Raw genomic sequence first — 25365 nt, forward strand, 5'->3', positions numbered from 1 at the left:
GTGAAGCGACCTCAGTCGGCGCCGGTGCCCGCCTCGGCCAGCCGGTAGCCGACGCCCGGTTCGGTCAACAGGCGCTGCGGATCGGCGGGGTCGGCCTCGAGCTTGGCGCGCAGCTGGCCCATGTACAGCCGCAGGTAATGGGTGTGCTCGGTGAACTCCTCGCCCCAGACGTCGGCCAGCAGCTGCCGGTGCGTCACCACCTGGCCAGCGCTGCGCACCAGCCGGGCCAGCAGCTTGAACTCGGTCGGCGTCAGGTGCACCGCCTCGCCGCGCAGGCTCACGAGGTGCGCCGCGAGGTCGACGACCAGCCCGTCGGCCTCGTAGCGCGTCAGGGCCGGCTTCAGCGTGGTGCCGCGGTGGCGCAGCGCGACGCGCAGGCGCGCCAGCAGCTCACCGATGCTGAACGGCTTGACGAGGTAGTCGTCGGCGCCGGCGTCGAGCAGGCGGATCTTCTGCCCGTCGGCCTGGCGCGCCGAGATCACCACCACCGGCACCGCGTCACGCCTGCGCAGGCTGGCCAGCAGCGTTTCACCGTCGCCGTCCGGCAGGCCGAGGTCGAGCACCACCAGATCGGGTGCCGGACGGGCATGGGTCCACAGGGCCAGGCCCTCGCTCAGGCTGGCGGCGGTGCTGACCTCGTAGCCCTCGAGCGCCAGCGCATCGCGCAGCGTCGTGCGCAGGTCGCGGTCGTCCTCGACCAGCAGCACCCGGATCATGGCGCCCCCTTGGCACTGCGTGCCGTCCCCCCGAGGGGGAGCGAGTGCCTTCGGGGCGGCCGGACGGCGCTCAGCGGAGCACCCTTGGGCCTGCGGCCCCGTCCCTCCGAGAGGGAATGAGCCCCTTCGGGCGGCCGGGCGGGGCTCATGCCGGACCGCCCTGCGGGGCCGGGACCACCGGCAGCCACAGCTCGAAGCTGGAGCCGCCGTGCGCGCGGGGGCGCAGGCGCAGCTCGCCGCCGTGGGCGCGCGCGATCGCCCGGCACACTGCGAGGCCGACGCCCGCGCCGCGCGCCGCATCGGCGGCACCGGCGGCGTTGCCGCGCTGGAAGACCTCGAACACGCGGCGCCGCTCGGCCGGCGCAATGCCGGCGCCACGGTCGCGCACCGCGAGCACCAGCTGCGCGCCGTGCGTGTCGCCCGTGTCTCCGGGCAGCGGCGCCTGCTGGCGTGCCACCAGCTCGACCGGCCCATCGCTGTACTTCAGCGCGTTGTCGACCAGGTTGTCCAGCAGCTGCGACAGCAGCATCGCATCGCAGCGCAGCAGGGGCAGCCCCGGCTCGAGGCGCGCGCGCAGGCGCCGGCCGGGATCGCGCCGGCGCGCGTGCGCCAGCGCGGTGCCGACGATCTCCTCGGCCGATTCCCAATCCATCCGCAGCGTCACGCCCGGCGTGTCCAGGCGCGCGAGCTGCAGCGTGTTGTCGGTCATGCGGCTGAGCTGCTCGACCTCCTCGACGATCTGCCCCGCCAGGCGCTGACGCTGTGCCGCCGAAAGCCGCTCGCCCTGGTCCTGCAGCGACGATGCGGCGCCGAGGATCACCGCCAGCGGTGTGCGGTAGTCGTGCGAGATTGACGCCAGCAAGGCGTTGCGCACACCCTGCGTCTGCGCCAGCGCGCGCGCGGCATCGGTCTGCCGCGCCAGCGCGGCGCGCTGCAGCGCGCCGCCGAGCAGGTCGCACAGCGCCTGGGCCCGGGCGCGCACCGCGTCGGCGGCCGAATCGGGCTCGGCCAGTCGCACCAGCGCCGCGCCGTAGCTCGCCCCGCGCGACCGCATGGGCAGGTACCAGGCCGGCTGCTCGCCATGCCGCCCGGTGCCGGGGCCGAAGGCCTGCGACTGGCGCAGGCACAGCCACAGGCCGGCACGCTCGTCGGCATCGACATCGCCGTGCAGCCAGATGGCGTCGGCGGCGTCGGCCTGCGGCAGTTCGTCGCGCAGCAGCATCAGCGCGGACGGTGCGCCACCCAGCTCGGCCAGTGCCTGCGCCACCGGCGCCGCCTGCTCGGCCGGCTCGGCGCTGTCGCGCAGCGCCTCGCCCAGCGCCTGCAGGCGCGCTGCCCAGCGCGCCGCGTCCCGCGCCGCTGCGGCCTGCGCGCGCAGGCGCCAGACCAGCCCGGCGATCAACCAGCTGACCAGCAGCATCGCGAGCAGCAGGACCGCATGGCGCTGCAGGTCGACCGAGAGGCTGCCGCGCGGCGGCACGAAAGCCCAGTTGAAGCTCACCATGCAGGCCAGCGCGAAGGCGAACGCAGCCGGCGCCGACAGCCAGATGCTGGCGATCACCGAGGCCAGCACGAACAGCATCGCCTGGTTGGCCAGGTCGGTGTGATGATCGAGCGCGACGGCACTGGCCCAGGCCAAGGCCCACAGCGCGGCCGCCCCGGCGCCGCCGGCCAGGCGGCGACGCCAGCCCGCGCGGCGCGGCGCGGCGATCACGGTGTGCAAGCCCCGGTTCAGGCCCAGCATGACGGCGTTCATCTCGCCCCCTTGGCGCTTCGCGCCGTCCCCCCGAGGGGGAATTCGTCCTTGAGGCGGCTCTGCGGTCTCATGTCCGAGAGGCTACCCGCTGTCGCGTCAGGATGGCATCAGGACGGGACCGGCCATGCTCGACATAATTCCGCCAGCGAAGGATGGACATGAGCGGCTTACCTCTTCTGGCGGTGTTCGGCGGGGCCGGCTTCGGCGCCCTGCTGCGGTGGTGGCTCGGAGGCTGGCTGAACCCGGTGTTCCCGACGGTGCCGCTGGGCACCCTGGCCGCGAATCTGCTGGGCGGCCTGCTGGTGGGCCTGGCCAGCGCCTTCTTCGGCCACCACGCCGGCCTGGCGCCCGAGTGGCGGCTGCTGGTGATCACCGGCTTTCTCGGCGGGTTGACGACGTTCTCGACCTTCTCGGTCGAAGTGGTCACGCTGATCGGCCGGCAGGAATACGGCTGGGCGCTGGGCACGGCCGGCGTGCACCTGATGGGTTCGCTGCTGCTGACCGGCCTCGGCGTCGCGCTGGCCCGTGCCATGTTCGTCCACGTCTGACCGGGAGATCCGCGATGCAAGGCGTCTACCTGAAGTTCTACGTGCAGGAGAACCGCCGCCACCACGGCATCCTGGCCTACGAGTGGCTGCTCGAGCAGGCCAAGGCGCTGGGGCTGCCCGGCGGCTCGGCCTTCCGCGCGATTGCCGGCTTCGGCCGCCATGGCCGGCTGCACGAGGACCACTTCTTCGAACTCGCCGGCGACCTGCCGGTCGAGGTGGGCTTTGCGCTCACCGAGGCGGAAGGCGAGCGCCTGCTGGCCCACCTGGCCGGCGAGCCGCTCAAGCTCTTCTACATCAAGCTGCCGCTGGAGATGGGCGTGGTCGGCGAAACGCCGTCGGCGCCGTAGTCAGCGATCCTCGGCGGGGGCCGGCGCCGCCGCGGCCTTCGCGCCCAGTTCCGCGCGCAGCCGCCTCAGCCGCTCGCGCGGGTCCTCGTTGGCCGGTGCCTGGTTCAGCTTCATCTCGGCGATGAAGCGGCTGGGGATGCCGGCCACCGTGTCGCGGCCCTTCTTGCGCCGGCGCAGCGTGCTGACCACCAGCGTCTTCTGCGCCCGCGTGATGCCCACGTACATCAGGCGGCGCTCTTCCTGCAGCCGCTCGGCCGTCATCTCCTCGTCGTCGGCCTTGAAGGGCAGCAGGCCCTCGTTGACGCCGGCCAGGATCACATGCGGCCACTCCAGGCCCTTGCTGGCGTGCAGCGTCGACAGCACCACCTGGTCCTGCTCGTCGCCGCGCTCGGCCAGCGACAGGATCACGCTGATCGTCTGCGCCACGTCGAGCACGCTCTTGCGCTCGCTCTCGAAGGTGCCGCCTTCCTGGGTGATCTCGCCGCCGCAACGCTTGGCGACCCAGTCGACGAAGTCCATCACGTTGCTCCAGCGCGAGGCGGCGAGCTTCTCGCTGTCTTCGCTGTCGTACAGGTGCTGCTCGTAGCCGATGTCCTTCAGCCAGCCGAGCAGCAGCGCCTTGGCGTCCTCCGCGCCGACCGTCGTGCGGGCCCTGTGCTCGAGGTCGTTCACGTAGCGGCCGAACTCGTGCAGCGAGCCGATGGCCTTGGCCGGCAGCGCCGCCGGCAGGCTCTCGGCGAACAGCGCTTCGAACATGCTCGTCTTCCACTTGGCCGAGAACTCGCCGAGCTTGCCGATCGTCGTGTGGCCGATGCCGCGCTTCGGGGTGGTCACGGCGCGCAGGAAGGCCGGGTCGTCGTCCTGGTTGACGAGCAGGCGCAGCCAGGCGCACAGGTCCTTGATCTCGGCCTTGTCGAAGAAGCTCTGGCCGCCCGAGACCTTGTAGGGGATCTGCGCCGCGCGCAGCTTCTGCTCGAAGGCGCGCGCGAGGTGGTTGGCGCGGTAGAGGATCGCGAAGTCGGCGAACTTGATGCGCCCGTCGTTGCCGCGCAGCGCCTGGATGCGCGCCACCGCCCGCTCCGCCTCGTGCTCCTCGCCGTCGCATTCGGCCACGCGCACCGGCTCACCCTCGCCGTGCTCGCTCCACAACTTCTTCGGGAAGATCTTCGGGTTGCCGGCGATCACCTCGTTGGCGGCGCGCAGGATCGCGCTGGTCGAGCGGTAGTTCTGCTCCAGCGGGATCACCTTCAGCGCCGGAAACTCCTCCGGCAGCTTCTTCAGGTTCTCGATCGTCGCGCCGCGCCAGCCGTAGATGCTCTGGTCGTCGTCGCCCACCGCCGTGAACATGCCGCGCTTGAACTCGTCCGGGTGGTCGACCAGGCCCTTGAGCAGCGCGTACTGCACGGCGTTGGTGTCCTGGTACTCATCCACCAGCACGTGGCCGAACTGGTTGAGCCACTTCTGCTTGGCCTCGGGGCAGGTGGTGACCAGCTTCAGTGGCAGGCTGATCAGGTCGTCGAAATCGACCGCCTGGTAGGCGGCCAGGCGCTCCTCGTACAGCGCCATGACCCGGGCCGCCACGCGCTCGTCGTCGTTGGCCGCGGCGGCAGCGGCGCCGTCGCTGTTCAGGCCCTGGTTCTTCCACAGGCTGATCGTCCACTGCCAGCGCTTGGCCATCGCGTTGTCGGTGCAGGCGCCGGCGTCGCGGATCACCCCCAGCACGTCGTCCGAATCGAGGATCGAGAAGTTGGGCTTCAGGCCGAGCTGCTCGCCGTCTTCGCGCAGCATGCGCACGCCCAGCGAGTGGAAGGTGCTGATCGCCAGGTCTTTCGCCGCCCTCGGGCCGACGAGCGCCTTGGCCCGCTCGCGCATTTCGAGCGCCGCCTTGTTGGTGAAAGTGATCGCGGCGATCTGCTTGGGCGCCAACCCGGATTGCAGCAGGCGCGCGATCTTGTGGGTGATCACGCGGGTCTTGCCCGAGCCGGCGCCGGCCAGCACCAGGCAAGGCCCACGCAGGTAGTGGACGGCCTCCATCTGGGCCGCGTTCAAGGAGGCAGGAGCGTTCAAAGCTTGTGGGTCGACAGCAGCAGGCTGGTTTCGGTGTGGGCGATGCCCTCGATCAGGCGGATGCGGCTGAGCACCCGGTCGAAGGCCTCGAGGCTGTCGGCACGCAGCTCGGCGACGATGTCCCAGCGGCCGTTGGTGGTGTGCAGGGTCTGGACCGCCGGGTCGCCGCGCAGCGCGCGGATCACCGCGTCCGCCGCATTGCCCTCGACGGCGATCGTCATCAATGCGGCGATGCGGTTGGTCTCGGTCTGCGGCTTGAGCCGCACGGTGTAGCCGACGATCGTGCCGCTGGCTTCGAGCTTGGCGATGCGGTTCTGCACCGTACCGCGGGCCACGCGCATGGTCTTGGCCAGCGAGGCGACCGAGGCGCGGGCGTTCTCGCGCAACAGGCTGAGCAGGTGCTGGTCGACGTCGTCCATGGATTCTGCGCAAAGTGCCAGCCGATTCTAGCGTTTTGATCAATCGGCATTGCAGATTGTGCGGTTTGCTGTCTTCTTGTTGGCCGTGCTCCTGCCGAGAATCTGTCCAAGGCCTTGCGCGGGAGCCGCGTGCAGGGCTGTTGGCACCCACTGACAACCGGTGATCTGCCCATTCGAGACAACCCCGGCTCATAACCGCAAGACGAGAGTCCCATGGTCGACTACATCGGCATTGCCGACATCCAACGCCTGATCCAGCACACCGGTGCGGGCGCCTTCATCGAGCGCCTGGCCGGTGAAATCGAAGCCGATTACCGCCGCTGGGGCACCTTCGAGAAGTCCGCCCGCCTGGCCAGCCATTCCGACGTCGGCGTGATCGAGCTGATGCCGACCAGCGACGGCGCGCTCTACTCGTTCAAGTATGTCAACGGCCACCCGAAGAACACCGCCGAGGGGCTGCTGACCGTCACCGCCTTCGGCGTGCTGGCCGACGTGGACACCGGCTACCCGCTGCTGCTGTCGGAGCTGACTGTCACCACCGCACTGCGCACCGCCGCCATGTCGGCCCTGGCCGCGAAGTGGATGGCCCGGCCCGACAGCCGCGTGATGGCGCTGATCGGCAACGGCGCGCAGAGCGACTTCCAGGCCATCGCCTTCCACCGCATGCTGGGCATCCGCGAGCTGCGCCTGTACGACGTCGACGCGCGCGCCAGCGCCAAGCTCGAGCGCAACCTGCGTGCGCTGCCCGAGCTGGCCGACCTGATGATCACCCGCTGCGCCTCGACCGGCGAGGCCGTGATGGGCGCCGACATCGTCACCACCGTGACCGCCGACAAGCGCAATGCAGTGATCCTCGAGCCGGCGATGATCCGGCCCGGCATGCACATCAACGGCGTCGGCGGCGACTGCCCGGGCAAGACCGAGCTGCACCGCGACATCCTGCTGCGAGCCGATGCGCGGGTGATCGTCGAGTACGAGCCGCAGTCGCGCGTCGAAGGCGAGATCCAGCAGCTGCCGGCCGACTTCCCGGTCACCGAGTTCGCCGACATCGTCGCCTCGGGCCGCAGCGCGCGCACCGGCGCCGACGAAGTCACGATCTTCGATTCGGTCGGCTTCGCGCTGGAGGATTTCTCGGCGCTGCGCTTCCTGCACCTGCTGCTGACCGAACAGCAGGAGAACGCCCGCCAGATCGACCTCGTGCCCCGGCTGGACGACCCGAAGGACCTGTTCGGCGGCGTGCTCGGCGGCGCGCCGGCACGGGCCAAGCTGCGCCGCGTGGCTTGAGGCCCCCACGCCCCCTTCCGGGGGCGTCTTGCAGGCCGCGCCGGGCCAGTGGCCCGGCCCCTCGCCAGGCACGAACAGTCCACTGGACTGTTCATGTCCGGGCTCGGCCCCCCGGGGGGGCTCGCGCAGCGGACCGGCCAAGCCGGATCCGCGCACGCCACTTGATGGGCGGCGGCTCCTGCGGAGCGCCTTGTTGCAGGCGCGGCGCTCCGGGCGCACGCTTATGCGGCCCTGATGCGGCTTCGCCGATGCTGAGCCTGACCCGACGGCGCGCAGGCTGACACCACCGTCGGGCGCCCCGCTGCGCCGGGGCCGAAGTGCCAGCCGCGTGGCGGGCGAGGCCCGCCGACGAAAGGCCCTGCATGCCCTCGCTCGCCGAATTCCAACTCCTGCCCCTGACACCGATGGCCGGCCAGCCGCAGCTGCCGCCGGCCGGCCTGAAGGCCGCGCTGACCGACCCCGCGGCCAGCCAGATGACCGACCTGCGCCTGGGCGCCTGCGTCAAGGTCGACCACCGCGACGGCATCGCCCCGACGCTGCACGTGATGCAACGCGCGGGCGTGCGCATGGCCTTCGTCACCGGCGTGGGCGGCGAGCTGATCGGCCTGGTCACCGCCGACGACCTGCAAGGCGAGCGGCCGATGCTGCGCGCGATGTCCGACCGCATCGGCGTCGAGGAGCTGACGCTGGACCAGGTGATGGCGCCGCTGGCCCAGTGGCAGGTGCTCGACGCCTGGCAGGTCGAGCACAGCCGGATCGGCCACGTGGCCGCCACGATGCGCCGGCACGGCCTGCGCTACCTGCTGGTGGTCGAGCGGCAGGCGAAGGCCACCGAGATCCGCGGCGTCTTCTCGGCACGCCGGCTCGAGCAGGCGCTGGGCATCGAGCTCGGCACTGCCCTGCATTCGCGCAGTTTTGCCGAGATCGAGGCGGCGCTGGCGCGCTGAGCCACCCAGGGCCGAGCGCACGGGGTGCGGGGTAAGCTCGCGCCCGTGTTGCCCGCTCCCCACCTGAACCGCCGCCGCCTGCTCGCCGCCACCCTGGCCGCCGGCGCGGCGCCGGCGTTCCTGCGCCGTGCCTTGGCGGCCGACCGGCCGCGCTTCGAGCTCGGGGTCGCGAGCGGCTTCCCGCGCCCCGACGGGATGGTGCTGTGGACCAAGCTCACCGGCGACGGGCTGGCCGAGCGGGTCGAAGTGCGCTGGGAGCTGGCGCGCGACGAGGGCTTTCGCGACATCGTCGCGCGGGGCAGCGAGCCGGCCGAGGCCGCCTGGGGCCACAGCGTGCATGCCGAGCCTGCCGGCCTGGAGCCGGGCCGCTGGTATTTCTACCGCTTCGAGGCGCTGGGCACGCGCAGCGCCACCGGCCGCACCCGCACCGCGCCGGCCGCCGACGCCGCCGTGCCGCTGTCCTTCGCGATCGCGAGCTGCCAGCGCTACGACCACGGCCGCTATGCCGCCTGGCGCCAGCTGGCCGGCGAGCCGCTCGACCTGGTGCTGTTCCTCGGCGACTACATCTACGAATACCCCTCGTCACCGCTCGCGCCGCGCCAGCACGAGGCCGGTTACACGCGCACGCTGGCCGACTACCGCGCCCGCTATGCCACCTACCAGCGCGACCCGCAGCTGCAGGCCGCACACGCCGCGTTCCCGTGGCTGCTGGTCTGGGACGACCACGAGGTCGAGAACGACTACGCCGGCCTGCAGGGCAATCGCCTGCAGACCGACTTCGCCGCGCAGCGCGCCGCCGCCTACCAGGCCTACTGGGAGCATCTGCCGTTCCCCCGGGCGCTGCGCCCGCGGCTCGACGTGCCCGGCGCCGAGATGCGGATCTACGGCGCCCACGACTGGGGCCGCCTCGCGCGCATCCTGACGCTCGACGACCGGCAATACCGTGACCCGCAGGCCTGCCCCAAGCCTGGCAACGGCGGCTCGAACACAGTGGCGCTGAAAGACTGCCCGACCCTGGCCGACCCGCGCCGCACGCTGCTGGGCGAAACCCAGGAGCGCTGGCTGGCCCAGGCCTGGACGGCCGACAAGCCCTGGAACCTGCTGGCGCAGCAGACGCTGATGGCCCGCTTTGCCTGGAGCGACCCGGCGGGCGCCGACGCCGGCCGCTACTGGACCGACGGCTGGGACGGCTACGCCCCGGCACGCCAGCGGCTGCTCGCCCAGGTCGCCGAGCGCAGACTCGGCGGCGCCGTCGTGCTGGGCGGTGACGTGCACACGCACTACGTGGCCGACCTCAAGGCCGACTTCGGCGACCCGCGCGCCGCGACGATCGCCACCGAGTTCTGCGGCACGTCGATCAGCAGCCAGGGCTTGGAGCAGGCGCGGCTCGACGCTGCGCGCGGCTTCAACCCGCACATCCGCTACGCCCGGGCCGACCAGCGCGGCTACGTCGGCTTCACCCTCGGGCCCAAGCAACTCGACGCGCGCCTGATGGTGGTGGCCGACGCCTGGGATGCCGCCAGCCGCGTCGACATCGCCGCCCGCTTCACCGTCGAGGCCGGCCGCCCGGGCGCGCAGGCGGCCTGACTGTCGGCGATGCGGCAGATTCTCGGCGTCACGCTGCCCTTCTTCGCGCTGGTGCTGTGCGGCTACCTGGCAGCGCAGCGCCGCCTGCTGCCGGGCAGCGCGATCCCCGGCCTGAACGCCTTCGTGCTGTTCTTCGCGCTGCCGTGCATGCTGTTCCGCTTCGGGCAGAGCACCCCGCTGCTGCAGTTGCTGAACCCGGCCGTGCTCGGCGTGTACCTCATCGCAGCCCTCCTCATCGTCTTCTTCACGATCGCCGTCACGCTGTCACCGCGGCTGGGGCTGCGCGACGCCGCCTTCGGCGCCCTCGTCGCCGCGTTCCCGAACTCGGGCTTCATGGGCGTGCCGCTGCTGGTGGCCGTGCTCGGGCAAGCGGCCGCCGGGCCGGTGATCTGCACGATCCTGGCCGACATGCTGGTGACCAGCTCGCTGTGCCTCGGCCTCGCCCAGGCCGGTGGCGCGGGCGGCGCAGGCCTGGCCGGTGGGCGCGCGGCGGCCGGACGGGCGCTGCGCGGCGCGCTGTCGAACCCGCTGCCCTGGTCCATCGTGCTCGGCGCTGCTGCCGGCGTCACCGGCCTCGGCCTGCCCGGCCCGGTGCAGGCCATCGTCAAGATGCTCGCCGACGCCGCCAGCCCGGTCGCGCTGTTCACGATCGGTGCGGTGCTCTGGCGCTCGGGCGACCCGGCGCACCGCAGCGTCGACGTGCCGGACGCCGCGCTGCCCGCACCGGCGCCCACGCCGCTGCGCCAGGTGGCGCCGGTGGCGGCGATCAAGCTGCTGCTGCACCCGCTGCTGGTGCTGCTGCTCGGCGCCGCGGCCCAGACGGCCGGCGTGCCGCTGACCCCCTTCGAGCTCACCGCGCTGACGCTGACCGCCGCGCTGCCCAGCGCCAGCAACGTCTCGCTGCTGGCCGAGCGCTACGGCGCCGACAACGGCCGCGTCGCCCGCATCATCCTGGCCTCGACCGCACTGGCCTTCTTCAGCTTCAGCGCGCTGGCGTGGCTGTTCGACGTGCGGCCGTGAAAGTGGCCCCCACGCCCCCTCCGGGGGCTGCCCCCCAGGGGGGCTCGCGCAGCGGACCGGCAGAGCCGGATCCGCGCACGCCACTTGGGGGCGGCGGCTCCATTGGAGCGCCGTTTCGCTCGGCGCAGCGATGGGATCAGTTGCGGGGCGCCGTGCGGGCCAGCCAGTCGGCTCGCAGCAGGCCGTACATCGCCGAGTCGGAGACTTCGCCTTCGACCCACCAACGCTCGCGCAAACGCCCTTCGAGCTGGAAGCCCAAGCGCTCCAGCGCCCGGCACGACGGCGCGTTGCGCGGGTCCACGTCGGCCTCGACGCGGTTGAGCTTCAGGTCGTCGAAAGGCGCGCCGGGGCGGTGGTCGAAGGCCGCGCCGATCATGGCTGCCAGCGCCTCGTTCATCAGCCCGGCGCCCTGGCTGACCCGCGCCAGCGCATAGCCGATGTCGGCCCGGCGGCACGGCGCGTCGATCTTGTACAGGCTCAGCGTGCCGACCACGCGCCCCGTCTCGCGCAGTTCCAGCCCGACCCGCAGGTCGCGCCGGCCGGCCAGCGCCGCGCGATCGCCCTCGATCAGCCGCCGCGCCTGCGCGCGATCGGTCCACGGCCCGGTCGACCAGTAGCGCATCACCGGCGGGTCGGAAAAGATCGCGAACAGGTCGTCGGCGTCGGTGTCGACCAGCGGGCGCAGCAGCAGGCGCGGGGTGTCGAGGCGGAGTTCGGCAAAGGGCGTCATGCCCCCAAGGCTAACCCAGCTGTTCCGACCCCGACCGGGCCGCTATGCTGCGGCGCTTCGCAGCACCGCCCGGAGTCATGGCATGCCCCGTTTGCGCCACGCGCTCGCCGCCGCCCTTGCCACCTTCGCCGCCGCGCCGTGGCTCCCCACGCAGGCGGCCCCGGCCGCCAAGCCCGGCGTCAGCGAGGTGCTGGCGCGCTCGCCGGCAGCCGACTGGCGGCCACTCGATCCGCAGAACACCTTTTTGATGGAGCTGCCGTCGGGCGCCGTCGTGATCGAGCTGGCACCGCGTTTCGCGCCGCGCCACGCGGCGAACATCCGCACGCTGGCCCACGAAGGCTACTGGGACGGGCTGGCCATCGTGCGGGTGCAGGACAACTACGTGACCCAGTGGGGCGATCCGGACGGCGAGGTGCCCGACAAGGCCAAGCCACTGGGCAGCGCCGCGCGCCACCTGCCGGCCGAGTTCTCGGTGCCGCTGAAGGGACTGCCGCTGACCCGCCTGCCTGACGTGGACGGCTGGACGCCGGTCACCGGCTTCGTCGACGGCATGCCGGTGGCGGCCGACCCGAAGGCCGGCCAGGCCTGGCTCGCCCACTGCTACGGCATGGTCGGCGCCGGCCGCGACATGGCCCGGGACAGCAGCAACGGCACCGAGCTGTACACGGTGATCGGCCAGTCGCCGCGCGGGCTGGACCTGAACATCACGCTGGTCGGCCGCGTGCTGCAAGGCATGGAGCACCTGTCGTCGCTGCCGCGCGGCACGGCCGAGATGGGGTTCTATGCGGAGCCCGCCCAGCGCACCACGATCCGGCGGGTGCGCCTGCTGGCCGACATGCCGGCCGCCGAACGGCCGGCGATCGAGGTGCTGCGCACCGACAGCGCGACCTGGCAGGCGCTGCTGCAGGCCCGGCGCGTTCGGCAGGAAGCGTGGTTCGTCCACAGCCCGCGCCACATCGGGCTGTGCAATGCGCCGGTGCCGACGCGGCCGGCGAAATAGCCGATCAATCTCGTTCCACCGCGCGCAGCAGGTCCGCCAGCGTCTTGCCCACCTCGTCGCGGAAGGGCTCGTCGAGCAGTGTCAGGGCCACGATGCGGTCGACGCGGAAGTTGCGGAAATCGTTGCGGTGCTCGCACCACGCGCCCAGCGTCCAGACCGCGCCCCAGAAGAAGCAGCCCAGCGGGCGGATGGTGCGGCTCGAGTCGCGGCCGGCCTCGTCGCGGTAGTCGATGTGCAGCTTGCGGCGCAGCTCGATCGCGCCGCGCAGGCGCTCGAGCCGCTCGCGCACCGGGTCGTGGCCGTTGTAGGTCGGCGCGTAGATCGCCAGGCTCTCGGCCGCGGCGCGCGCCGCACTCGGCAACACCGCCAGGATCTTCGACAGCGCGCTCTCGGCCGCCGCCGCAAGCTCGCCATCCAGCCGCTGCTGCGCCATGCGCACGGCAGCGACCAGGGCCTTGGCTTCGTCGGTCGAGAACATCAGTGGCGGCAGGTCGTAGCCCGCGCCGAGCCGGTAGCCCACGCCCGCCTCGCCTTCGATCGGCACGCCCTGCGCCTGCAGGTCGGCCACGTCGCGGTAGACGGTGCGCAGCGACACCTCCAGGCGTGCAGCCAGGAAGGCGGCGGTCGACAGCCGACGGCCACGGATCAGCTGGACGAGTTCGAACAGGCGGTCGGCGCGGCGCAAGGTCGTTCAGCCCATCGCCGTGCAGAGCTCGACCAGCACGCCGTCCGGGCAGCGCACATAGGCCACCGTCTGGCCCCAGGGCTTGATCTTTGGCGCCGCGAGCAGCGTGGCGCCGCAAGCCACCGCGCGCTCGCAGGCCGCGGCCACGTCGGTGGCGACCAGGCCGATCTCGACCCCCAGCGGCGCCGGTGACGCGTCGGCGGCCACGTAGTCATGGCCCAGGTTGCCGCGCGCCGTGTCGTGCTGGGCGAAGGCCAGCGCGGTGGCACCGGTGTCGAGCTCACCGTAGCCGCCGCCCGGCGCGACGAAGCGCCGCTTCAAGCCGAAGGCCCGCTCGAAGAAACCCAGCGAGGCCTCGACATCGGGGACGTAGGCGATCGTGTAGGCAAAGTGCATGGTGGATCCTCCACACGGAGGCAATGAATCGTACGCGCCGCCGAAGGCCAGGCGCGACCCAAGGTTCCTGCGCGGATCCGGCTCCGCCGGGCCGCTGCAGGGGCCCCCTCGGGGGGCAGCCCCCGGAAGGGGGCGTGGGGGTCATCTCATCGCGTGCAAGCCGACACGGTTGCCCTCGCTGTCTTCGATGTGGGCGAAAGCGCCCATGCCCTCGGGCAGGTCCACGCGCGGCAGCAGCAGCTTGCCACCGGCTTCGGGCAGGCGCGCGAGCACGACGTTCAGCGAAGGTTCAGCGTTCAGGTAGACCACTGTGCCGCTGGTCGTCGGTGCCGGCGCGTTGGCGCCGGCATACAGGCAGCCGCCGACGCCGCTGCCCTGGGCGTAGGGAAAGACCGCCAGCGTGGTCTCCGGCCCCATCGCCTCGCGGCGCAGCGGGCGGTTGAGCAGGGTTTCGTAGAAGCGCTGCGCGCGGTCGATGTCGCGCACCGGGATCTCGAACCAGTTGATCGAATGGGTGGGGGTGCTGTCGCTCATGTCGTTGCTCCTTGAGAGGTTGGGAGGCGCGCCGGTGGATCGCTTCGGTTCTTGCGCGGCACGGACGGGATGCTGCGACACCACTGCTGACAGCGTCGTGGCAGCAAGGGATTGCGTCGCACCGGCGGCAGGGCTCCAATCGCCGCATGTCGCCGACCGACGCCCCTCCAGACGCGCCTCCGGACGGCCCGCCCGGGCACGGCCAGCTCGACGCGCTGTATGCCGACGCCTACCGCGAGCTGCGCCGGCTCGCGCGTGCCCGCCTGCACGGCGGCGGCCGCAACACCGTGCTCGACACCACGGCGCTGGTGCACGAGAGCTACCTGCGCCTGGCCAGGCACGGCGACATCGCCTTCGAGGACCGGCTGCGCTTCATGGTCTACGCCGGCCGCGTGATGCGTTCGGTGATCATCGATCTCGTGCGCGAGCGCCAGGCCGAGCGCCGCGGGGGCGACGCCGCCCATGTGACGCTGAACACCCAGATCGGCGCCGAGCTCGCGCCCGATGCCGGCGAGGCCGAGATCCTGCGCGTGCACGATGCGCTCGATGAACTGGCCAGGCTCGATCCGCGCATGGCGCAGGTCGTCGAGCTGCGCTACTTCGGCGGCATGACCGAGGGCGAGATCGCCCAGGTGCTGGGCGTCACCGACCGCACCGTGCGGCGCGATTGGCAGCAGGCGCGCCTGTTCCTCGCCGAAACATTGAAGTAGCGCGGCAGCGCCGACGCGGCCATGAGCGCGACGCCGTTGTTCGACCTCGCCCCGGGCGAATGGGCCACGCTGCGCCGGCTGCTCGACGACGCGCTCGACCAGCCGGTCGGCGAGCGCGCCGCCTGGCTGGCTGCGCTGCCGGCCGAGCACGAGCGCCTGAAGCCGCGCCTGCGCAGCCTGCTCGCGCACGCCGACGGCGGCATCGACGCCCCGGCCACGGGCCACGCCGGGGGCGGCTTTGGCACCCTGCCGCGCCTGGCGCCGAGCGAGCAGGCAAGCGCCGACGAAGCCGCGCTGCCGCCCGACGCCGGCCCCTACCGCGCGACCCGCCTGCTCGGCGAAGGCGGCATGGGCCGCGTCTGGCTGGCCGAGCGCACCGACATGCTGCACGGCCGGCCGGTCGCGCTGAAGCTGCCCCACGCCTTCTCGCGCCACCCGAGGCTGGCCGAGCGCATGGCACAGGAGCGCGAGATCCTCGCGGTGCTCGACCACCCGAACATCGCGCGCATCTACGACGCCGGCGTCACCGCCGATGGCCAGCCCTACCTGGCGCTCGAATACGTCGAGGGCGAGCGCATCGACGCCTACGCCAAGCGGCTGCGCCTGGGCGTGCGCGAGCGGGTCGCGCTGTTCCTGCAGGTCACGGCGGCGGTCGCGCATGCCCATGCGCGGCTGGTCGTGCACCGCGACCTGAAGCCCGGCAACATCCTGGTCACCGGCGAGGGTCAGGTGCGCCTGCTCGACTTCGGGATCGCCAAGCTGATCGCCGCGAACGCCGATGGGGCACCCCTCGAGCTCACCGCGCCGGCCCAGCGCGCGCTGACGCCGCAGTACGCCGCGCCCGAGCAGATCCTCGGCCAGCCCATCGGCACCGCGGCCGACATCTATTCGCTCGGCGTCGTTCTGTACGAGCTGCTGACGGGCGAGCTGCCCTACAAGCCTCGCCGCGCCTCCGCCGCCGCGCTGGAGGAGACCATCGTCAGCGCCGAGCCGCCGCGGCCCAGCCAGCGCACGGCCGATGCACGAGCGCGCCGTGCGCTGCAGGGCGATCTCGACACCGTCCTGCTGAAGGCGCTGAAGAAGGACCCGGCCGAGCGCTACGCCACCGTGCAGGCCTTGGCCGACGACCTCGCGAACTGGCTGGCCGACCGGCCGGTGAAGGCGCGGCCCGACAGCACCTGGTACCACGCGCGCAAATTCGTGCGCCGCAACCGGCTCGGCGTGGCGCTGGCCGCCGGCTTCGTGCTCTCGCTCGGCGGCGCGCTCGGCGCCGCGCTGTGGCAGGCCGGCGAAGCGCGCGCCCAGGCGGCCAAGGCGGGGGCGATCACCGATTTCCTCGTCGGCCTGTTCCGCGCCAACGACATCGAGCAGGCCGAAGGGCGCAGCAAGCGTGGGCAAAGCGTGCAGCAGCTGCTCGAGAAGAGCGCCGACGCGCTCGGCAGCAGCCTGGCCGGCCAGCCCGAGCTGCGCACCGAACTGCAGCGCGTGGTCGGCCGCCTGCTGCACGACCTGGACATCGGCGAGGCTGCGGTGCGGGTGCGCCAACAGCGGGCGGACGCCTTGCGCGGCGCCAGCACCGGCGAGCGCCTGGCCGCGCTGCGCGAGCTGGCCGACAGCCAGCGCGCGGCCAACCAGCTCGGCGCCGCGCGCGCGACCCTGGCCACCGCGCGCGGGCTGTGCCCGCCGGCGAGCCGCTCGTCGCCGGCCGATTGCCTGGGCATCGAGGTCGATGGCGGCCGGCTCGATTTCATCGCCAGCCAATGGGACGCGGCGCTGGCCCGCGTGACGCCGGTGCTGCCGCTGCTCGAGGCGCGCGCCCCGCGTGGCGAAGACCTGGCCGCGGCCTACGAGCTGCTGGCCAGCCTGCACGCCGCGCGCAACCAGGCCGAACCGGCGCTGGGGCTGTTCCGCCAGGCGCTGGCGCTGCGGCGCGAGATGTGGGGCGAGGGCTCGGTGCGGCTGGCGCAGTCGCGATACCGCTTCGGCCGCACGCTGTGGGCGCTGCGCCGCCCGGCGCTGGCCGAGGCCGAGCTGCGCGAAGCCTGGCAGACGACCGTGCGCGCGGTCGGCCCCGAGCACCTGATCGCCGCGCGCATCGAGGCCAACCTCGGGCGCCTGCAGTTCTACGTCGGCAGCTCGCAGGAAGGCCTGCCGCACCTGCAGCACGCCCTGCAGGCCCTGCTGACCCAGGCCGACCGGGTCGACCCGTTCGAGGTCTACCAGGCCCGCATGTACTGGAGCAACGCGTTGCTGCTCGATGGCCGCCTGGCCGAGGCGCGCGCGGCGCTGGACGAGACGCTGGCGCTGCGCGAACGCCTCGAGGGCCAGGTCGGCCCGGACGTGACGCTCGACGTCTCCGAGGCGCGCTGGCTGGTCGACACCGGCCGCTTCGCCGAGGGCCGCGCGATCCTGGTCCGCCTGCGCGACCAGGCGATTGCCCGCTCCGGGCCGGACCACCCCGACGTGGCCGACCGCCGCTTCCGTCTCGCGCAGGCCTGGCTGGCCAGCGGCGACCTGGCGCAGGCCGAAGCTGAGCTGAATGCCGCGATGCGCACGCAGGACGCGACCGAGGCGGTCTTCGGTTCGCCCAAGCACCGGGCCCAGCTGGTGCTCATCGCGCTGCGGGTCGCGCAGGGCCAATTTGCGCAGGCCGCGCCGCTGGCCGAATCGCTGGTGCGCGGCGCCCGCGCCACCCCGCGCGGCGACCAGTACCGCGAAACGCTGGTGCAGTTGCACGCCGCGGTCGGTCGAACCTGGGCCGGCCTCGGCCGCCACGCCGATGCGCAAGCCCAATTCGCGCAGGCCGCCGCGCTGCTCGAGCCGGCCAACCCCGACCACCCCGTGCTGGCCGAGCTGCGCGCCGCGTGGGCCCGCAGCCTGGCCGCCACGGGGGACGGCGCCGGTGCCTGCCGAGAGCTGGCGCTGGCCCGCGCCGCGCTGCGGCGGCAGCCACTGGCGGGCCCGCAGTACCAGCGGGCGCTTCGGGAAACGCAGGCGAGGCTGGCCTGCCCGGCCCCGTCCATGTCCGGTTCCGGCACGGCAATGCGTTCATAGCGGCAGGAACCGAATTCACCCGAGGAGCCATCGCCATGTCACGCCGATACCCCTTCCCCCTCAACCGCCTTGCCGCCCTGGCGGCGATGGCCGCGCTTGCCCTGCCCGCCGCCCGTGCCGCCAACGTGCCGCAGGGCCCCAACGAAACGGTCTGCCCCAACCCCGCGTTCGGCGAGATGCCCGACGATGCCACCGGCGACGTGATCACGCCACTGCTGACCGGCACCCCGATCGGCCCGGGCCAGACGGTGGCGACCGAAGGCACCAACCCCAGCGAATCGCCCGAACTGTCGGACGAGCTGCTGCGCCAGTTCAGCCGCACCTTCGCCTTCGACGGCGGTGGCACCGTGGTCAGCGGCAAGGTCATCCAGCAGATCAAGCGCGGCACCGACGACCGCTGCAAGAGCGAGTGGGTGATCCGCGTCAGCGCCGGCTGCGTGGTCAGCCTGCGCATCGGCAATTTCCTGCACCCGGCCCCCATCGTTGCCGACTACCGCGACGACCTCGGCGGGTTGATCGGCTCGGATGTCGCCGCGCGCTCCGGCGGCACCGGCACCAGCTTCCGCTTCAACCTGCCGACCCCCGTGTGCAGTGGCCAGAGCTCCCGGCCGCTGCTGCTCAACACCAGCATCAGGCGCATGGTGAAGAAGGGCACGGTGCAGGTGGAAGCCACCGGCGGGGTGCTGTCACCGCCACTGCCGACCTTCGTGCCCAAGTGATCCGGCGCGGCCAGTGGCTGCGCTTCGACTCGGGCCGCACCTGCACCGGGCGCAAGGTGCGGGCGCTGCTGCGGGCATTGCGCGCCAGAATGTAGCCCTATGACCTCCCAACGCGTCCTCACCGGCATCACCACCACCGGCACCCTGCACCTCGGCAACTACGTCGGCGCCATCCGCCCGGCCATCGCGGCCAGCCGCGAGCCGGGCGTGGAGAGTTTCTTCTTCATGGCCGACTACCACGCGCTGATCAAGTGCGACGAACCGGATCGTATCGAGCGCTCGCGCCTGCAGATCGCCGCCACCTGGCTGGCCGCCGGGCTGGACACGCAGCGCGTGGTCTTCTACCGCCAGAGCGACATCCCCGAGATCCCCGAGCTGACCTGGCTGCTGACCTGCGTCACCAGCAAGGGCCAGATGAACCGGGCGCACGCCTACAAGGCCTCGGTCGACGCCAACCTGGCCGCCGGCGAGGACGCCGACGCCAACATCTCGATGGGGCTGTACAGCTACCCGATCCTGATGGCGGCCGACATCCTGATGTTCAACGCGCACCGCGTGCCGGTCGGCAAGGACCAGGTTCAGCACATCGAGATGGCGCGCGACGTCGCGCAGCGCTTCAACCACCTGTTCGGCCAGGGCCGCGAATTCTTCGTGCTGCCCGAGGCCCAGGTCGACGCCGAGATGGAGCTCCTGCCCGGCCTGGACGGCCGCAAGATGAGCAAGAGCTACGACAACGCCATCCCGTTGTTCGAGGGCGGCGCCAAGGCGCTGCGCGAGGCGATCGCACGCATCGTGACCGACTCGCGCGAGCCCGGCGAGCCCAAGGAGCCCGAGGGCACGGCGCTGGTGACGATCCACGACGCTTTCGCCACGCCCGCGCAACGCGAGGCCTTCCGCGCCGACCTGCGCGCGGGGCTGGCCTGGGGCGAGGCCAAGCAGCGCCTGTTCGAGCTGATCGACGCCGAGATCGGCCCGATGCGCGAGAGCTACGAGGCCCTGATGGCCCACCCGGAGCGCATCGAGGCCACGCTGCAAGAAGGTGCCGCCAAGGCGCGCGCACTGGCCGCCCCGCTGCTGGCCACGCTGCGCGAGGCCGTCGGCCTGCGCCGCTTCCAGCCGCTGAAGGCGGCTGCCGCGCCGGCGCCCAGGGCCAAGGCCGCGCTGCCGGTATTCAAGCAGTACCGCGAGGCCGACGGGCGTTTCTACTTCAAGCTCGCCGCCGCCGACGGCCGGTTGCTGCTGCAAAGCGAGGGCTTCGCCGGCGGCCGCGAGGCCGGGGAGTGGGTCAAGAAGCTGAAGGCCGGCGGCTCGGCCGCGCTGGCCGGCGCGCCGGTGGCGCGCGCCGAGGGCGCCAGCGAAGACGAGGTCGCCGGCGCGCTGGCCGCGCTGCTGGCGGCCGAAAGCGAGTAAGGCGGCAGCCAAGCGCCCGCGCCGCTGCCGTGTCGCCCACCCTCGCGTTGTCGATTGCCGCCGCCGGCCTCGGCGGCGGCGCCGTCTGGTTGTGGCGGCGACAGCTCGCGTGGAAACGCGAGGCCTACATCCGCCAGGCGGTGCTGCCGCGCGGGTTGTACGAGAAGCTGCGCCAGCGCCGGCCCGAGCTGAGCCTGAAGGACTGCCAGCTCGTCGGCAATGCCCTGCGGCAGTTCTTCCTCGCCCACCTGAAGAGCGGCCGGCGCTATGTCTCGATGCCCTCGCAGGTGGTGGACGATCTGTGGCACGAGTTCATCCTCTACACCCGGCACTACGACGCCTTCTGCCGCCAGGCCTTCGGCCGCTTCCTGCACCACACGCCAGCCGTCGTGCTGGCCGGGCGCGACCGGCAGTCCAATGCGGGCCTGCGCCGGTGCTGGTGGTATGCCTGTCTCGAAGAACACCTGAACCCGCGCCAGGCGACGCGACTGCCGCTGCTGTTTGCGCTCGACACCAAGCTCGGCATTGCCGGCGGCTTTCGTTACGTGCTGGACTGCTCGGGCGTGCGGCGCGAGGGCGGCGACGGCACGGGCGTCATCTACTGCGGCGGCGATTTCTCCAGCGCCAGCTTCGACGGCAGCACCGAGGGTTTCGGCGATGCCGGTGGCTGGGGTGACGGCGGCAGCGATGCGGGCGGCGGTGATGGGGGTGGCGATGCCGGCGGCGGCTGCGGTGGCGGGGGCTGCGGCGGAGGCGACTAGCCGAAGTGCCCGGCCTTCAGAACGTGTACTGCACCCGCAGCGTGAACATGCTGCCGCGCTTGGCGTAGACGGTGCCCAGCAGGTAGGCCGCCTGGTAAAGCAGCGCGTTGCGCGAGTCGCTGCCCTTGCCGAGGTCGAGGTGGCCGAACAGGGCCGGACCGGCGCGGTGCGACTGCTGGCCGCCGTCGGCCCAGCGGTCCCAGCGGCCGAGTTCGCCGAAGCCCTGCAGGCCGAAGTCCATCAGCGGCTTCCAGCGGTAGCGGACCTGCCACTGGTACTTCAGCTGGATCGGCTTGGCGTCCTCGCCGCCGTCGAGGCTGCGCTCGAAGAACAGGTTGGTGTTGATCTGCGTGCGGCCAACATCGGTTTGCAGCACGGGGCCGTATTCGAGCGCGTAGCGGCTGCCGCCGCCCACGTCGCCGATCTGGCGGATCAGGTTCGTGTGCAGCGCGAGGTCGAAGGGCCACTCGCCCTGCGTCAGCAGCACATCGTTCTGCCAGTTCAGCGAGCTGGGCTCGACATCCCAGTTCGACGGGCCGATCAGGCTGTAGAGCAAGCCGGTGGTCCAGCGGCTCGTGACGCCGTAGCTGAAGCCGACCTCGGGCCAGATCCGTTCGGGCCGGCCCTCGCGCTTGACGCTCCAGTAGCGCAGGTCGACGGCGCGCAGGCCCTCGTTGTCGTAGGCGGTGACCACGTAGTAGCCGGGGTCGGCGCGCGCCGCACTGGCGGCGAGCAGGGCCGCCAGCGCGAGAAGCTTGGGAAGGGGGTGCACGGCAAGGGCCTCCATGGGCTGCCCGTGCAGTGATCGGCGGCCCAGGTTCCCAGTCTGGGCCGTGACGCCGCCGCCGATGGGCCGAAAAGCGGGCCCTTCGGCCGCTACTCGAACGGGTAGCGCACGCCGACCTGGCTGCGGATCGCACCCATCCAGCCCAGCACCGCCAGCGTGTCGTCGTGGCGCATCGCGGGGCTCTCGACGAGGCCCTCGCGCGCGCAGCGCATCGTCTCCTCGACCTCGCCCTCGAAGCCGTTGACCGCGAACGGGGCGTGCACGATCTCGGGCGGCTCGCCGCTGCGCAGCAGCTGCGCCTCGGTGGCCTGCCAGAACTCACGCGGCACGACGATGTGGCCGTGCTCGCCGAACAGGCGCAGGCCGTTGTCGGCCGCGCCATCGAAGGCGCAGGTGAACTGCGACACGATGCCGCCGTCGAAGGCCAGCGTGGCCCAGACGCGCTGGTCGACCCCGCTCGGCGCGAGGCGCCCGTGCGCCTGCAGGCTCGCCGGTTCGGGGCAGTCGCCCAGCGCCGCCTGCAGCGCCCAGCGCGTCATCGCGAGGTTGTAGACACCCAGGTCGAGCAGCGCGCCGCCGGCCAGCGCCGGGTCGTAGGCGCGGTCCGCCGGGTCGTAGGGCGCGCGGAAGCAGAAGCTCGACTGCAACCCCCGCAGGCGGCCGATCCGCTCTTCGGCGAGCCAACGGCGCACAGTGGCGTAGATGGGCAGGAAGCGCGTCCACATCGCCTCCATCAGGAAGACGCCGCGCGAGCGCGCCAGCGCGATCAGCGGCCGCGCCTCGGCCAGGCTCGCCACCAGCGGCTTCTCGCACAGCACGGCCTTGCCCGCCTCGAGCGCGGCGCGCACCGCGTGGCCGTGAAAGGCATGTGGCGTCGCGATGTAGACGCCGTGCACGTCCGGCCGCGCCAGCGCCTCGGCCAGCTCGACGGTGGCGTCCACCGGGGTCACGCCGTCGCGCGTCCACGCCGCGGCGAAGGCGCGCGCGCGATCGAGGTCGCGCCCTTGCACCACCACGAGCCGGGTGTCGGGCAGGCGGTGCACCGCCTCGGCAAAGCGGTGGGCGATGCGGCCGGGGCCGACAAGGGCCCAGCCGAAAGGGTCGGTATTCGAGGTGTGCTGCATGGGCCGCATTCTGCGGGCACTTTCGGCCAACGCGCCGAAGCGGTAAGTGCCCCGCAGCGGTCGCCCGGTTCAGCGCCGCCGCCCCCTAGAACGCGCCTATCGCACCGCCAACCCGGGTGCTAGCTTGTCGCCCGCGCCGGCCGGGCCTGGCCGGCGTCATTCTTCGATCACCGAACAGGAGCGACAGCATGCGAATCGTCTTGACGCTACTGGGCGCCGCGCTGGCCAGCACGAGCGCGCTGGCCGCCGGCTACAACGAGAAGAAGCTCGGCGACCTGTCCGACGACGGGCTGGCCCCGACCACGGTCACGCTCAAGCTCGGCAACAACGTGATCGCCGGGAAGTACGGCAGCAAGTCGACACCCGACGGCACGGTGACCGATCGCGACTACTTCAAGATCAAGATCGCAGACGGCCAGCAGCTGTCGGCGATCGTGCTCGAGCCCGAGACCGAGGTCGGCGGCAACCTGTCGTTCATCGGCGTGCAGCTCGGCAAGCAGGTCACCGTGCCGCCGGTCGGCGGCACGCCCGAAGATCTGCTCGGCTGGACGCACTACGGCACCGCCGACGAGGGCACCGACCTGCTGCCCGCCATCTGCACCGGCGCCGGCGCGCAGGGCTGCACCCCGCCGCTCGGCCCGGGCACCTACAGCTTCTGGGTGCAGGAGCTGGCCGTGTGCAAGTGCCGGTATCGCTTCACCTTCACGGTGACGACGCCGGCGCCGTAGCCGCCCCTGGCCTGCGCGGGCAGATCGAGCGGGCCGGGGCCCCGTCCGCGGCTGATCAGGCCGCCACGGCCTGCCGCACTGCGCGCTCCCAGCGCGCCATCAGCTCGGCCGCGCGCTCGCGCGGCAGCGTCGGCTCGAAGCGGCGCTCGACCTGCCATTGCGCCGAGAGCTCGCCGAGGCTCTTCCAGACGCCGGTGGCCAGCCCGGCCAGGTAGGCCGCGCCGAGCGCGGTGGTCTCGATCACCTGCGGCCGCACGACCGGGATGCCGAGCAGATCGGCCTGGAATTGCATCAGCAGGTTGTTGACGCAGGCGCCGCCGTCGACGCGCAGCTCGCTCACCGGCGCTCCACCCGCAGCCACGGCGTCGCGGCTCATCGCCTGCAGCAGCGCGGCGCTCTGGAACGCGATGCTCTCCAGCGCCGCGCGGGCGATGTGGGCGGCGTTGGTGCCGCGCGTCAGGCCGACGATCGCGCCGCGCGCCTCGGGCTGCCAGTAAGGCGCACCCAGGCCGGTGAACGCCGGCACGAAGACCACGCCGCCCGCGTCGGGCACGCTCTCGGCCAGGCCCTGCACCTCGCTGCTGGCGCTGATCGCCTTCAGGCCGTCGCGCAGCCACTGCACGACCGCGCCGCCGATGAAGACGCTGCCTTCGAGCGCGAACTCCGGCGTGGCCGTGGGCTGCGCGGCGCTGGTCGTGATGAGGCCGTTGGCGCTGGTCTGGAAGCGTTCGCCGGTGTGCATCAGCATGAAGCAACCGGTGCCGTAGGTGTTCTTCGCCAGCCCGGCCTTGAAGCAGGCCTGGCCGAACAGCGCGCTCTGCTGGTCACCGGCGATACCGGCGATCGGGATGGGCGCACCGAGCAGGTCCGGCTCGCTTTCGCCGTAGACGTGGCTGCTCGGGAAGACCTGCGGCAGCAGGCTGTCGGGCACGTGCAACGCGCCGAGCAGCGCGTGGTCCCAGCGGTTGTGGCGGATGTCGAACAGCATGGTGCGCGAGGCATTGCTGACGTCCGTGGCGTGCACGCGCCCGCCCGTGAGCTTCCACAGCAGCCAGCTGTCGACCGTGCCGAAGGCCAGCTCGCCTTGCGCGGCGGCGAGGTGCGCGCCCGGCGCATGGTCGAGGATCCAGCGGATCTTGGTGCCCGAGAAGTAGGCGTCGATCACCAGGCCGGTGGTCTCGCGCACCTGCGGCTCCAGGCCCTGCTCGCGCAGCTGCGCGCACAGCGGCTCGGCCCGGCGGTCCTGCCAGACGATCGCGTTGTGCACCGGCACGCCGGTGCGGCGGTTCCAGACCAGCGTGGTCTCGCGCTGGTTGGTGATGCCGATGGCCTTGACGTCACGCGCGGTCAGGCCCGCCTTGGCCAGCGCCTCGCGCGCGGTGGCGAGCTGGCTGGCCCAGATCTCTTCCGGGTCGTGCTCGACCCAGCCGGGCTGCGGGTAGATCTGGGGCAGCTCGCGTTGGGCCTGCGCGACGATGCGACCGCTCGGGTCGAACACGATGCTGCGCGAACTGGATGTGCCCTGGTCGAGTGCGAGGAGGTAGGTCATGGCGGTTCGATTCGTCTAGGTGCGGGTCGTTGCGACTCGGGGCCGCGCCAGGTTCAGCCGCGCGCGGCGGGCGGCGGCGCGACGTCCAGTCGCACGCCCGCATCGGCCAGGAGCGTGGGAAAAGGTTCCGGCGGCGGCTTGTCGGTGAACAGGCGGTCGATCTGCGACAGCGTGGCCAGTTCGACCATGGCGGGGCGGTTGAACTTGCTGTGGTCCGCGGCTAGCCACACCTCGCGCGCGTGCTCGATGATCGTCTGGGCGACCTTCACCTCGCGGTAGTCGAAGTCGCGCAGCGAGCCGTCGGCCTCGATGCCCGAGATGCCGATGAGGGCGATGTCCACCTTGAACTGGCGGATGAAGTCCACCGCCGGCTCGCCGATGATGCCGCGGTCGCGCGTGCGCACCACGCCGCCCGCCACGATGACCTCGCACTGCGGGTTGCTGCTCAGGATGGCGGCCACGTTGAGGTTGTTCGTGATCACGCGCA

The 25365-nt window shown here is 72.3% G+C and carries 25 protein-coding genes; 13 read left to right on the forward strand and 12 right to left on the reverse strand.

All coding sequences use genetic code 11. The features are described 5' to 3' along the window. Window positions 1-11 precede the first annotated feature (11 nt). Window positions 12-716 carry a response regulator gene (locus VJ693_RS17380; RefSeq protein ID WP_324156148.1) on the reverse strand — a complete coding sequence of 235 codons (705 nt, stop codon included), beginning with the start codon at window positions 714-716 and terminating at the stop codon, window positions 12-14. Between the two features lie 145 nt (window positions 717-861). Further along, window positions 862-2472 carry a sensor histidine kinase gene (locus VJ693_RS17385; RefSeq protein ID WP_324156150.1) on the reverse strand — a complete coding sequence of 537 codons (1611 nt, stop codon included), beginning with the start codon at window positions 2470-2472 and terminating at the stop codon, window positions 862-864. A gap of 158 nt (window positions 2473-2630) precedes the next feature. Between VJ693_RS17385 and crcB the strand changes: the two genes are divergently transcribed. Both crcB and VJ693_RS17395 read left to right on the forward strand, forming a co-directional pair. After that, window positions 2631-3020 (forward strand): fluoride efflux transporter CrcB, encoded by a 390-nt coding sequence (gene crcB, locus VJ693_RS17390; protein ID WP_324156152.1) that lies wholly within the window; start codon window positions 2631-2633, stop codon window positions 3018-3020. A 14-nt stretch (window positions 3021-3034) separates the two neighbouring features. Continuing rightward, window positions 3035-3367: a DUF190 domain-containing protein gene (locus tag VJ693_RS17395; protein ID WP_324156154.1), complete on the forward strand. Its 333-nt coding sequence runs from the start codon at window positions 3035-3037 to the stop codon at window positions 3365-3367. Here the strand turns inward: VJ693_RS17395 and VJ693_RS17400 are convergent, their stop codons facing one another. Further along, window positions 3368-5434, reverse strand: coding sequence for an ATP-dependent helicase (locus tag VJ693_RS17400; protein ID WP_324156155.1), 2067 nt, complete (start codon window positions 5432-5434; stop codon window positions 3368-3370). Next, the gene (locus VJ693_RS17405; protein WP_324156157.1) at window positions 5431-5853 is read right to left on the reverse strand and encodes an Lrp/AsnC family transcriptional regulator; all 423 of its coding nucleotides are present in this window, start codon (window positions 5851-5853) and stop codon (window positions 5431-5433) included. Before VJ693_RS17405 ends, VJ693_RS17400 begins: the two co-directional genes overlap by 4 nt. Window positions 5854-6066: 213 nt before the next feature. On the opposite strand from VJ693_RS17405, the gene VJ693_RS17410 reads away from it, so the two are divergent. From VJ693_RS17410 to VJ693_RS17425, 4 genes are all read left to right on the forward strand, one after another. Further along, on the forward strand, window positions 6067-7137 hold the full coding sequence (locus VJ693_RS17410) for an ornithine cyclodeaminase (RefSeq protein WP_324156158.1): 1071 nt from the start codon (window positions 6067-6069) through the stop codon (window positions 7135-7137). A gap of 362 nt (window positions 7138-7499) precedes the next feature. Next, entirely contained in the window at window positions 7500-8084 is a 585-nt protein-coding gene (locus tag VJ693_RS17415; protein ID WP_324156160.1) for a hypothetical protein, read from the forward strand. 45 nt (window positions 8085-8129) lie between these two features. Next, a complete protein-coding gene (locus VJ693_RS17420) occupies window positions 8130-9671 on the forward strand; it encodes an alkaline phosphatase D family protein (protein WP_324156161.1) in 1542 nt (513 codons plus the stop codon). Window positions 9672-9680: 9 nt separating this feature from the next. Beyond that, the gene (locus tag VJ693_RS17425) at window positions 9681-10691 is read left to right on the forward strand and encodes an AEC family transporter (RefSeq protein ID WP_324156163.1); all 1011 of its coding nucleotides are present in this window, start codon (window positions 9681-9683) and stop codon (window positions 10689-10691) included. 136 nt (window positions 10692-10827) lie between these two features. Here the strand turns inward: VJ693_RS17425 and VJ693_RS17430 are convergent, their stop codons facing one another. After that, window positions 10828-11421, reverse strand: coding sequence for a GNAT family protein (locus VJ693_RS17430; RefSeq protein ID WP_324156164.1), 594 nt, complete (start codon window positions 11419-11421; stop codon window positions 10828-10830). Between the two features lie 82 nt (window positions 11422-11503). Here VJ693_RS17430 and VJ693_RS17435 point away from each other — a divergent pair, with 82 nt between their 5' ends. Next, entirely contained in the window at window positions 11504-12421 is a 918-nt protein-coding gene (locus tag VJ693_RS17435; RefSeq protein WP_324156166.1) for a peptidylprolyl isomerase, read from the forward strand. Between the two features lie 4 nt (window positions 12422-12425). Here the strand turns inward: VJ693_RS17435 and VJ693_RS17440 are convergent, their stop codons facing one another. From VJ693_RS17440 to VJ693_RS17450, 3 genes are all read right to left on the reverse strand, one after another. Continuing rightward, on the reverse strand, window positions 12426-13106 hold the full coding sequence (locus VJ693_RS17440) for a YafY family protein (protein ID WP_324156167.1): 681 nt from the start codon (window positions 13104-13106) through the stop codon (window positions 12426-12428). 6 nt (window positions 13107-13112) lie between these two features. Beyond that, window positions 13113-13502, reverse strand: coding sequence for a VOC family protein (locus VJ693_RS17445; protein ID WP_324156170.1), 390 nt, complete (start codon window positions 13500-13502; stop codon window positions 13113-13115). Window positions 13503-13643: 141 nt separating this feature from the next. Next, window positions 13644-14036, reverse strand: coding sequence for a VOC family protein (locus VJ693_RS17450; RefSeq protein WP_324156172.1), 393 nt, complete (start codon window positions 14034-14036; stop codon window positions 13644-13646). An 11-nt stretch (window positions 14037-14047) separates the two neighbouring features. Between VJ693_RS17450 and VJ693_RS17455 the strand changes: the two genes are divergently transcribed. From VJ693_RS17455 to VJ693_RS17475, 5 genes are all read left to right on the forward strand, one after another. After that, entirely contained in the window at window positions 14048-14746 is a 699-nt protein-coding gene (locus VJ693_RS17455; protein ID WP_324156173.1) for an ECF-type sigma factor, read from the forward strand. Window positions 14747-14767: 21 nt separating this feature from the next. Next, complete coding sequence (locus VJ693_RS17460; RefSeq protein WP_324156175.1) at window positions 14768-17800, forward strand: protein kinase domain-containing protein; 3033 nt, start codon at window positions 14768-14770, stop codon at window positions 17798-17800. Window positions 17801-17835: 35 nt separating this feature from the next. After that, a complete protein-coding gene (locus VJ693_RS17465) occupies window positions 17836-18519 on the forward strand; it encodes a hypothetical protein (RefSeq protein WP_324156177.1) in 684 nt (227 codons plus the stop codon). A gap of 99 nt (window positions 18520-18618) precedes the next feature. Next, on the forward strand, window positions 18619-19929 hold the full coding sequence (locus VJ693_RS17470; protein WP_324156178.1) for a tryptophan--tRNA ligase: 1311 nt from the start codon (window positions 18619-18621) through the stop codon (window positions 19927-19929). 29 nt (window positions 19930-19958) lie between these two features. Beyond that, window positions 19959-20690 (forward strand): hypothetical protein, encoded by a 732-nt coding sequence (locus tag VJ693_RS17475; RefSeq protein ID WP_324156181.1) that lies wholly within the window; start codon window positions 19959-19961, stop codon window positions 20688-20690. A 16-nt stretch (window positions 20691-20706) separates the two neighbouring features. Here VJ693_RS17475 and VJ693_RS17480 read toward each other — a convergent pair whose 3' ends face one another. After that, a complete protein-coding gene (locus tag VJ693_RS17480; RefSeq protein ID WP_324156183.1) occupies window positions 20707-21462 on the reverse strand; it encodes a hypothetical protein in 756 nt (251 codons plus the stop codon). A gap of 104 nt (window positions 21463-21566) precedes the next feature. Beyond that, the gene (locus tag VJ693_RS17485) at window positions 21567-22601 is read right to left on the reverse strand and encodes a Gfo/Idh/MocA family oxidoreductase (protein ID WP_324156186.1); all 1035 of its coding nucleotides are present in this window, start codon (window positions 22599-22601) and stop codon (window positions 21567-21569) included. Window positions 22602-22789: 188 nt separating this feature from the next. Between VJ693_RS17485 and VJ693_RS17490 the strand changes: the two genes are divergently transcribed. Further along, window positions 22790-23329: a hypothetical protein gene (locus VJ693_RS17490; RefSeq protein WP_324156188.1), complete on the forward strand. Its 540-nt coding sequence runs from the start codon at window positions 22790-22792 to the stop codon at window positions 23327-23329. Between the two features lie 55 nt (window positions 23330-23384). Here VJ693_RS17490 and glpK read toward each other — a convergent pair whose 3' ends face one another. Then, entirely contained in the window at window positions 23385-24878 is a 1494-nt protein-coding gene (gene glpK / locus VJ693_RS17495) for a glycerol kinase GlpK (protein WP_324156190.1), read from the reverse strand. A gap of 53 nt (window positions 24879-24931) precedes the next feature. Further along, on the reverse strand, window positions 24932-25365 hold a 434-nt coding region (locus VJ693_RS17500), incomplete at its 5' end, for a DeoR/GlpR family DNA-binding transcription regulator (RefSeq protein ID WP_414652308.1).

Origin of the sequence: Ideonella sp. (genome assembly GCF_035254525.1) — a bacterium.
GTDB lineage: Bacteria > Pseudomonadota > Gammaproteobacteria > Burkholderiales > Burkholderiaceae_C > Ideonella.

Bases quoted from the DNA above. Each gene is read 5' to 3' on its own strand.
- VJ693_RS17380 (WP_324156148.1), bottom strand. From the start codon at position 716: ATGATCCGGGTGCTGCTGGTCGAGGACGACCGCGACCTGCGCACGACG.
- VJ693_RS17385 (WP_324156150.1), bottom strand. From the start codon at position 2,472: ATGAACGCCGTCATGCTGGGCCTGAACCGGGGCTTGCACACCGTGATC.
- crcB (WP_324156152.1), top strand. From the start codon at position 2,631: ATGAGCGGCTTACCTCTTCTGGCGGTGTTCGGCGGGGCCGGCTTCGGC.
- VJ693_RS17395 (WP_324156154.1), top strand. From the start codon at position 3,035: ATGCAAGGCGTCTACCTGAAGTTCTACGTGCAGGAGAACCGCCGCCAC.
- VJ693_RS17405 (WP_324156157.1), bottom strand. From the start codon at position 5,853: ATGGACGACGTCGACCAGCACCTGCTCAGCCTGTTGCGCGAGAACGCC.
- VJ693_RS17410 (WP_324156158.1), top strand. From the start codon at position 6,067: ATGGTCGACTACATCGGCATTGCCGACATCCAACGCCTGATCCAGCAC.
- VJ693_RS17415 (WP_324156160.1), top strand. From the start codon at position 7,500: ATGCCCTCGCTCGCCGAATTCCAACTCCTGCCCCTGACACCGATGGCC.
- VJ693_RS17425 (WP_324156163.1), top strand. From the start codon at position 9,681: ATGCGGCAGATTCTCGGCGTCACGCTGCCCTTCTTCGCGCTGGTGCTG.
- VJ693_RS17430 (WP_324156164.1), bottom strand. From the start codon at position 11,421: ATGACGCCCTTTGCCGAACTCCGCCTCGACACCCCGCGCCTGCTGCTG.
- VJ693_RS17435 (WP_324156166.1), top strand. From the start codon at position 11,504: ATGCCCCGTTTGCGCCACGCGCTCGCCGCCGCCCTTGCCACCTTCGCC.
- VJ693_RS17445 (WP_324156170.1), bottom strand. From the start codon at position 13,502: ATGCACTTTGCCTACACGATCGCCTACGTCCCCGATGTCGAGGCCTCG.
- VJ693_RS17450 (WP_324156172.1), bottom strand. From the start codon at position 14,036: ATGAGCGACAGCACCCCCACCCATTCGATCAACTGGTTCGAGATCCCG.
- VJ693_RS17460 (WP_324156175.1), top strand. From the start codon at position 14,768: ATGAGCGCGACGCCGTTGTTCGACCTCGCCCCGGGCGAATGGGCCACG.
- VJ693_RS17465 (WP_324156177.1), top strand. From the start codon at position 17,836: ATGTCACGCCGATACCCCTTCCCCCTCAACCGCCTTGCCGCCCTGGCG.
- VJ693_RS17470 (WP_324156178.1), top strand. From the start codon at position 18,619: ATGACCTCCCAACGCGTCCTCACCGGCATCACCACCACCGGCACCCTG.
- VJ693_RS17485 (WP_324156186.1), bottom strand. From the start codon at position 22,601: ATGCAGCACACCTCGAATACCGACCCTTTCGGCTGGGCCCTTGTCGGC.
- VJ693_RS17490 (WP_324156188.1), top strand. From the start codon at position 22,790: ATGCGAATCGTCTTGACGCTACTGGGCGCCGCGCTGGCCAGCACGAGC.
- glpK (WP_324156190.1), bottom strand. From the start codon at position 24,878: ATGACCTACCTCCTCGCACTCGACCAGGGCACATCCAGTTCGCGCAGC.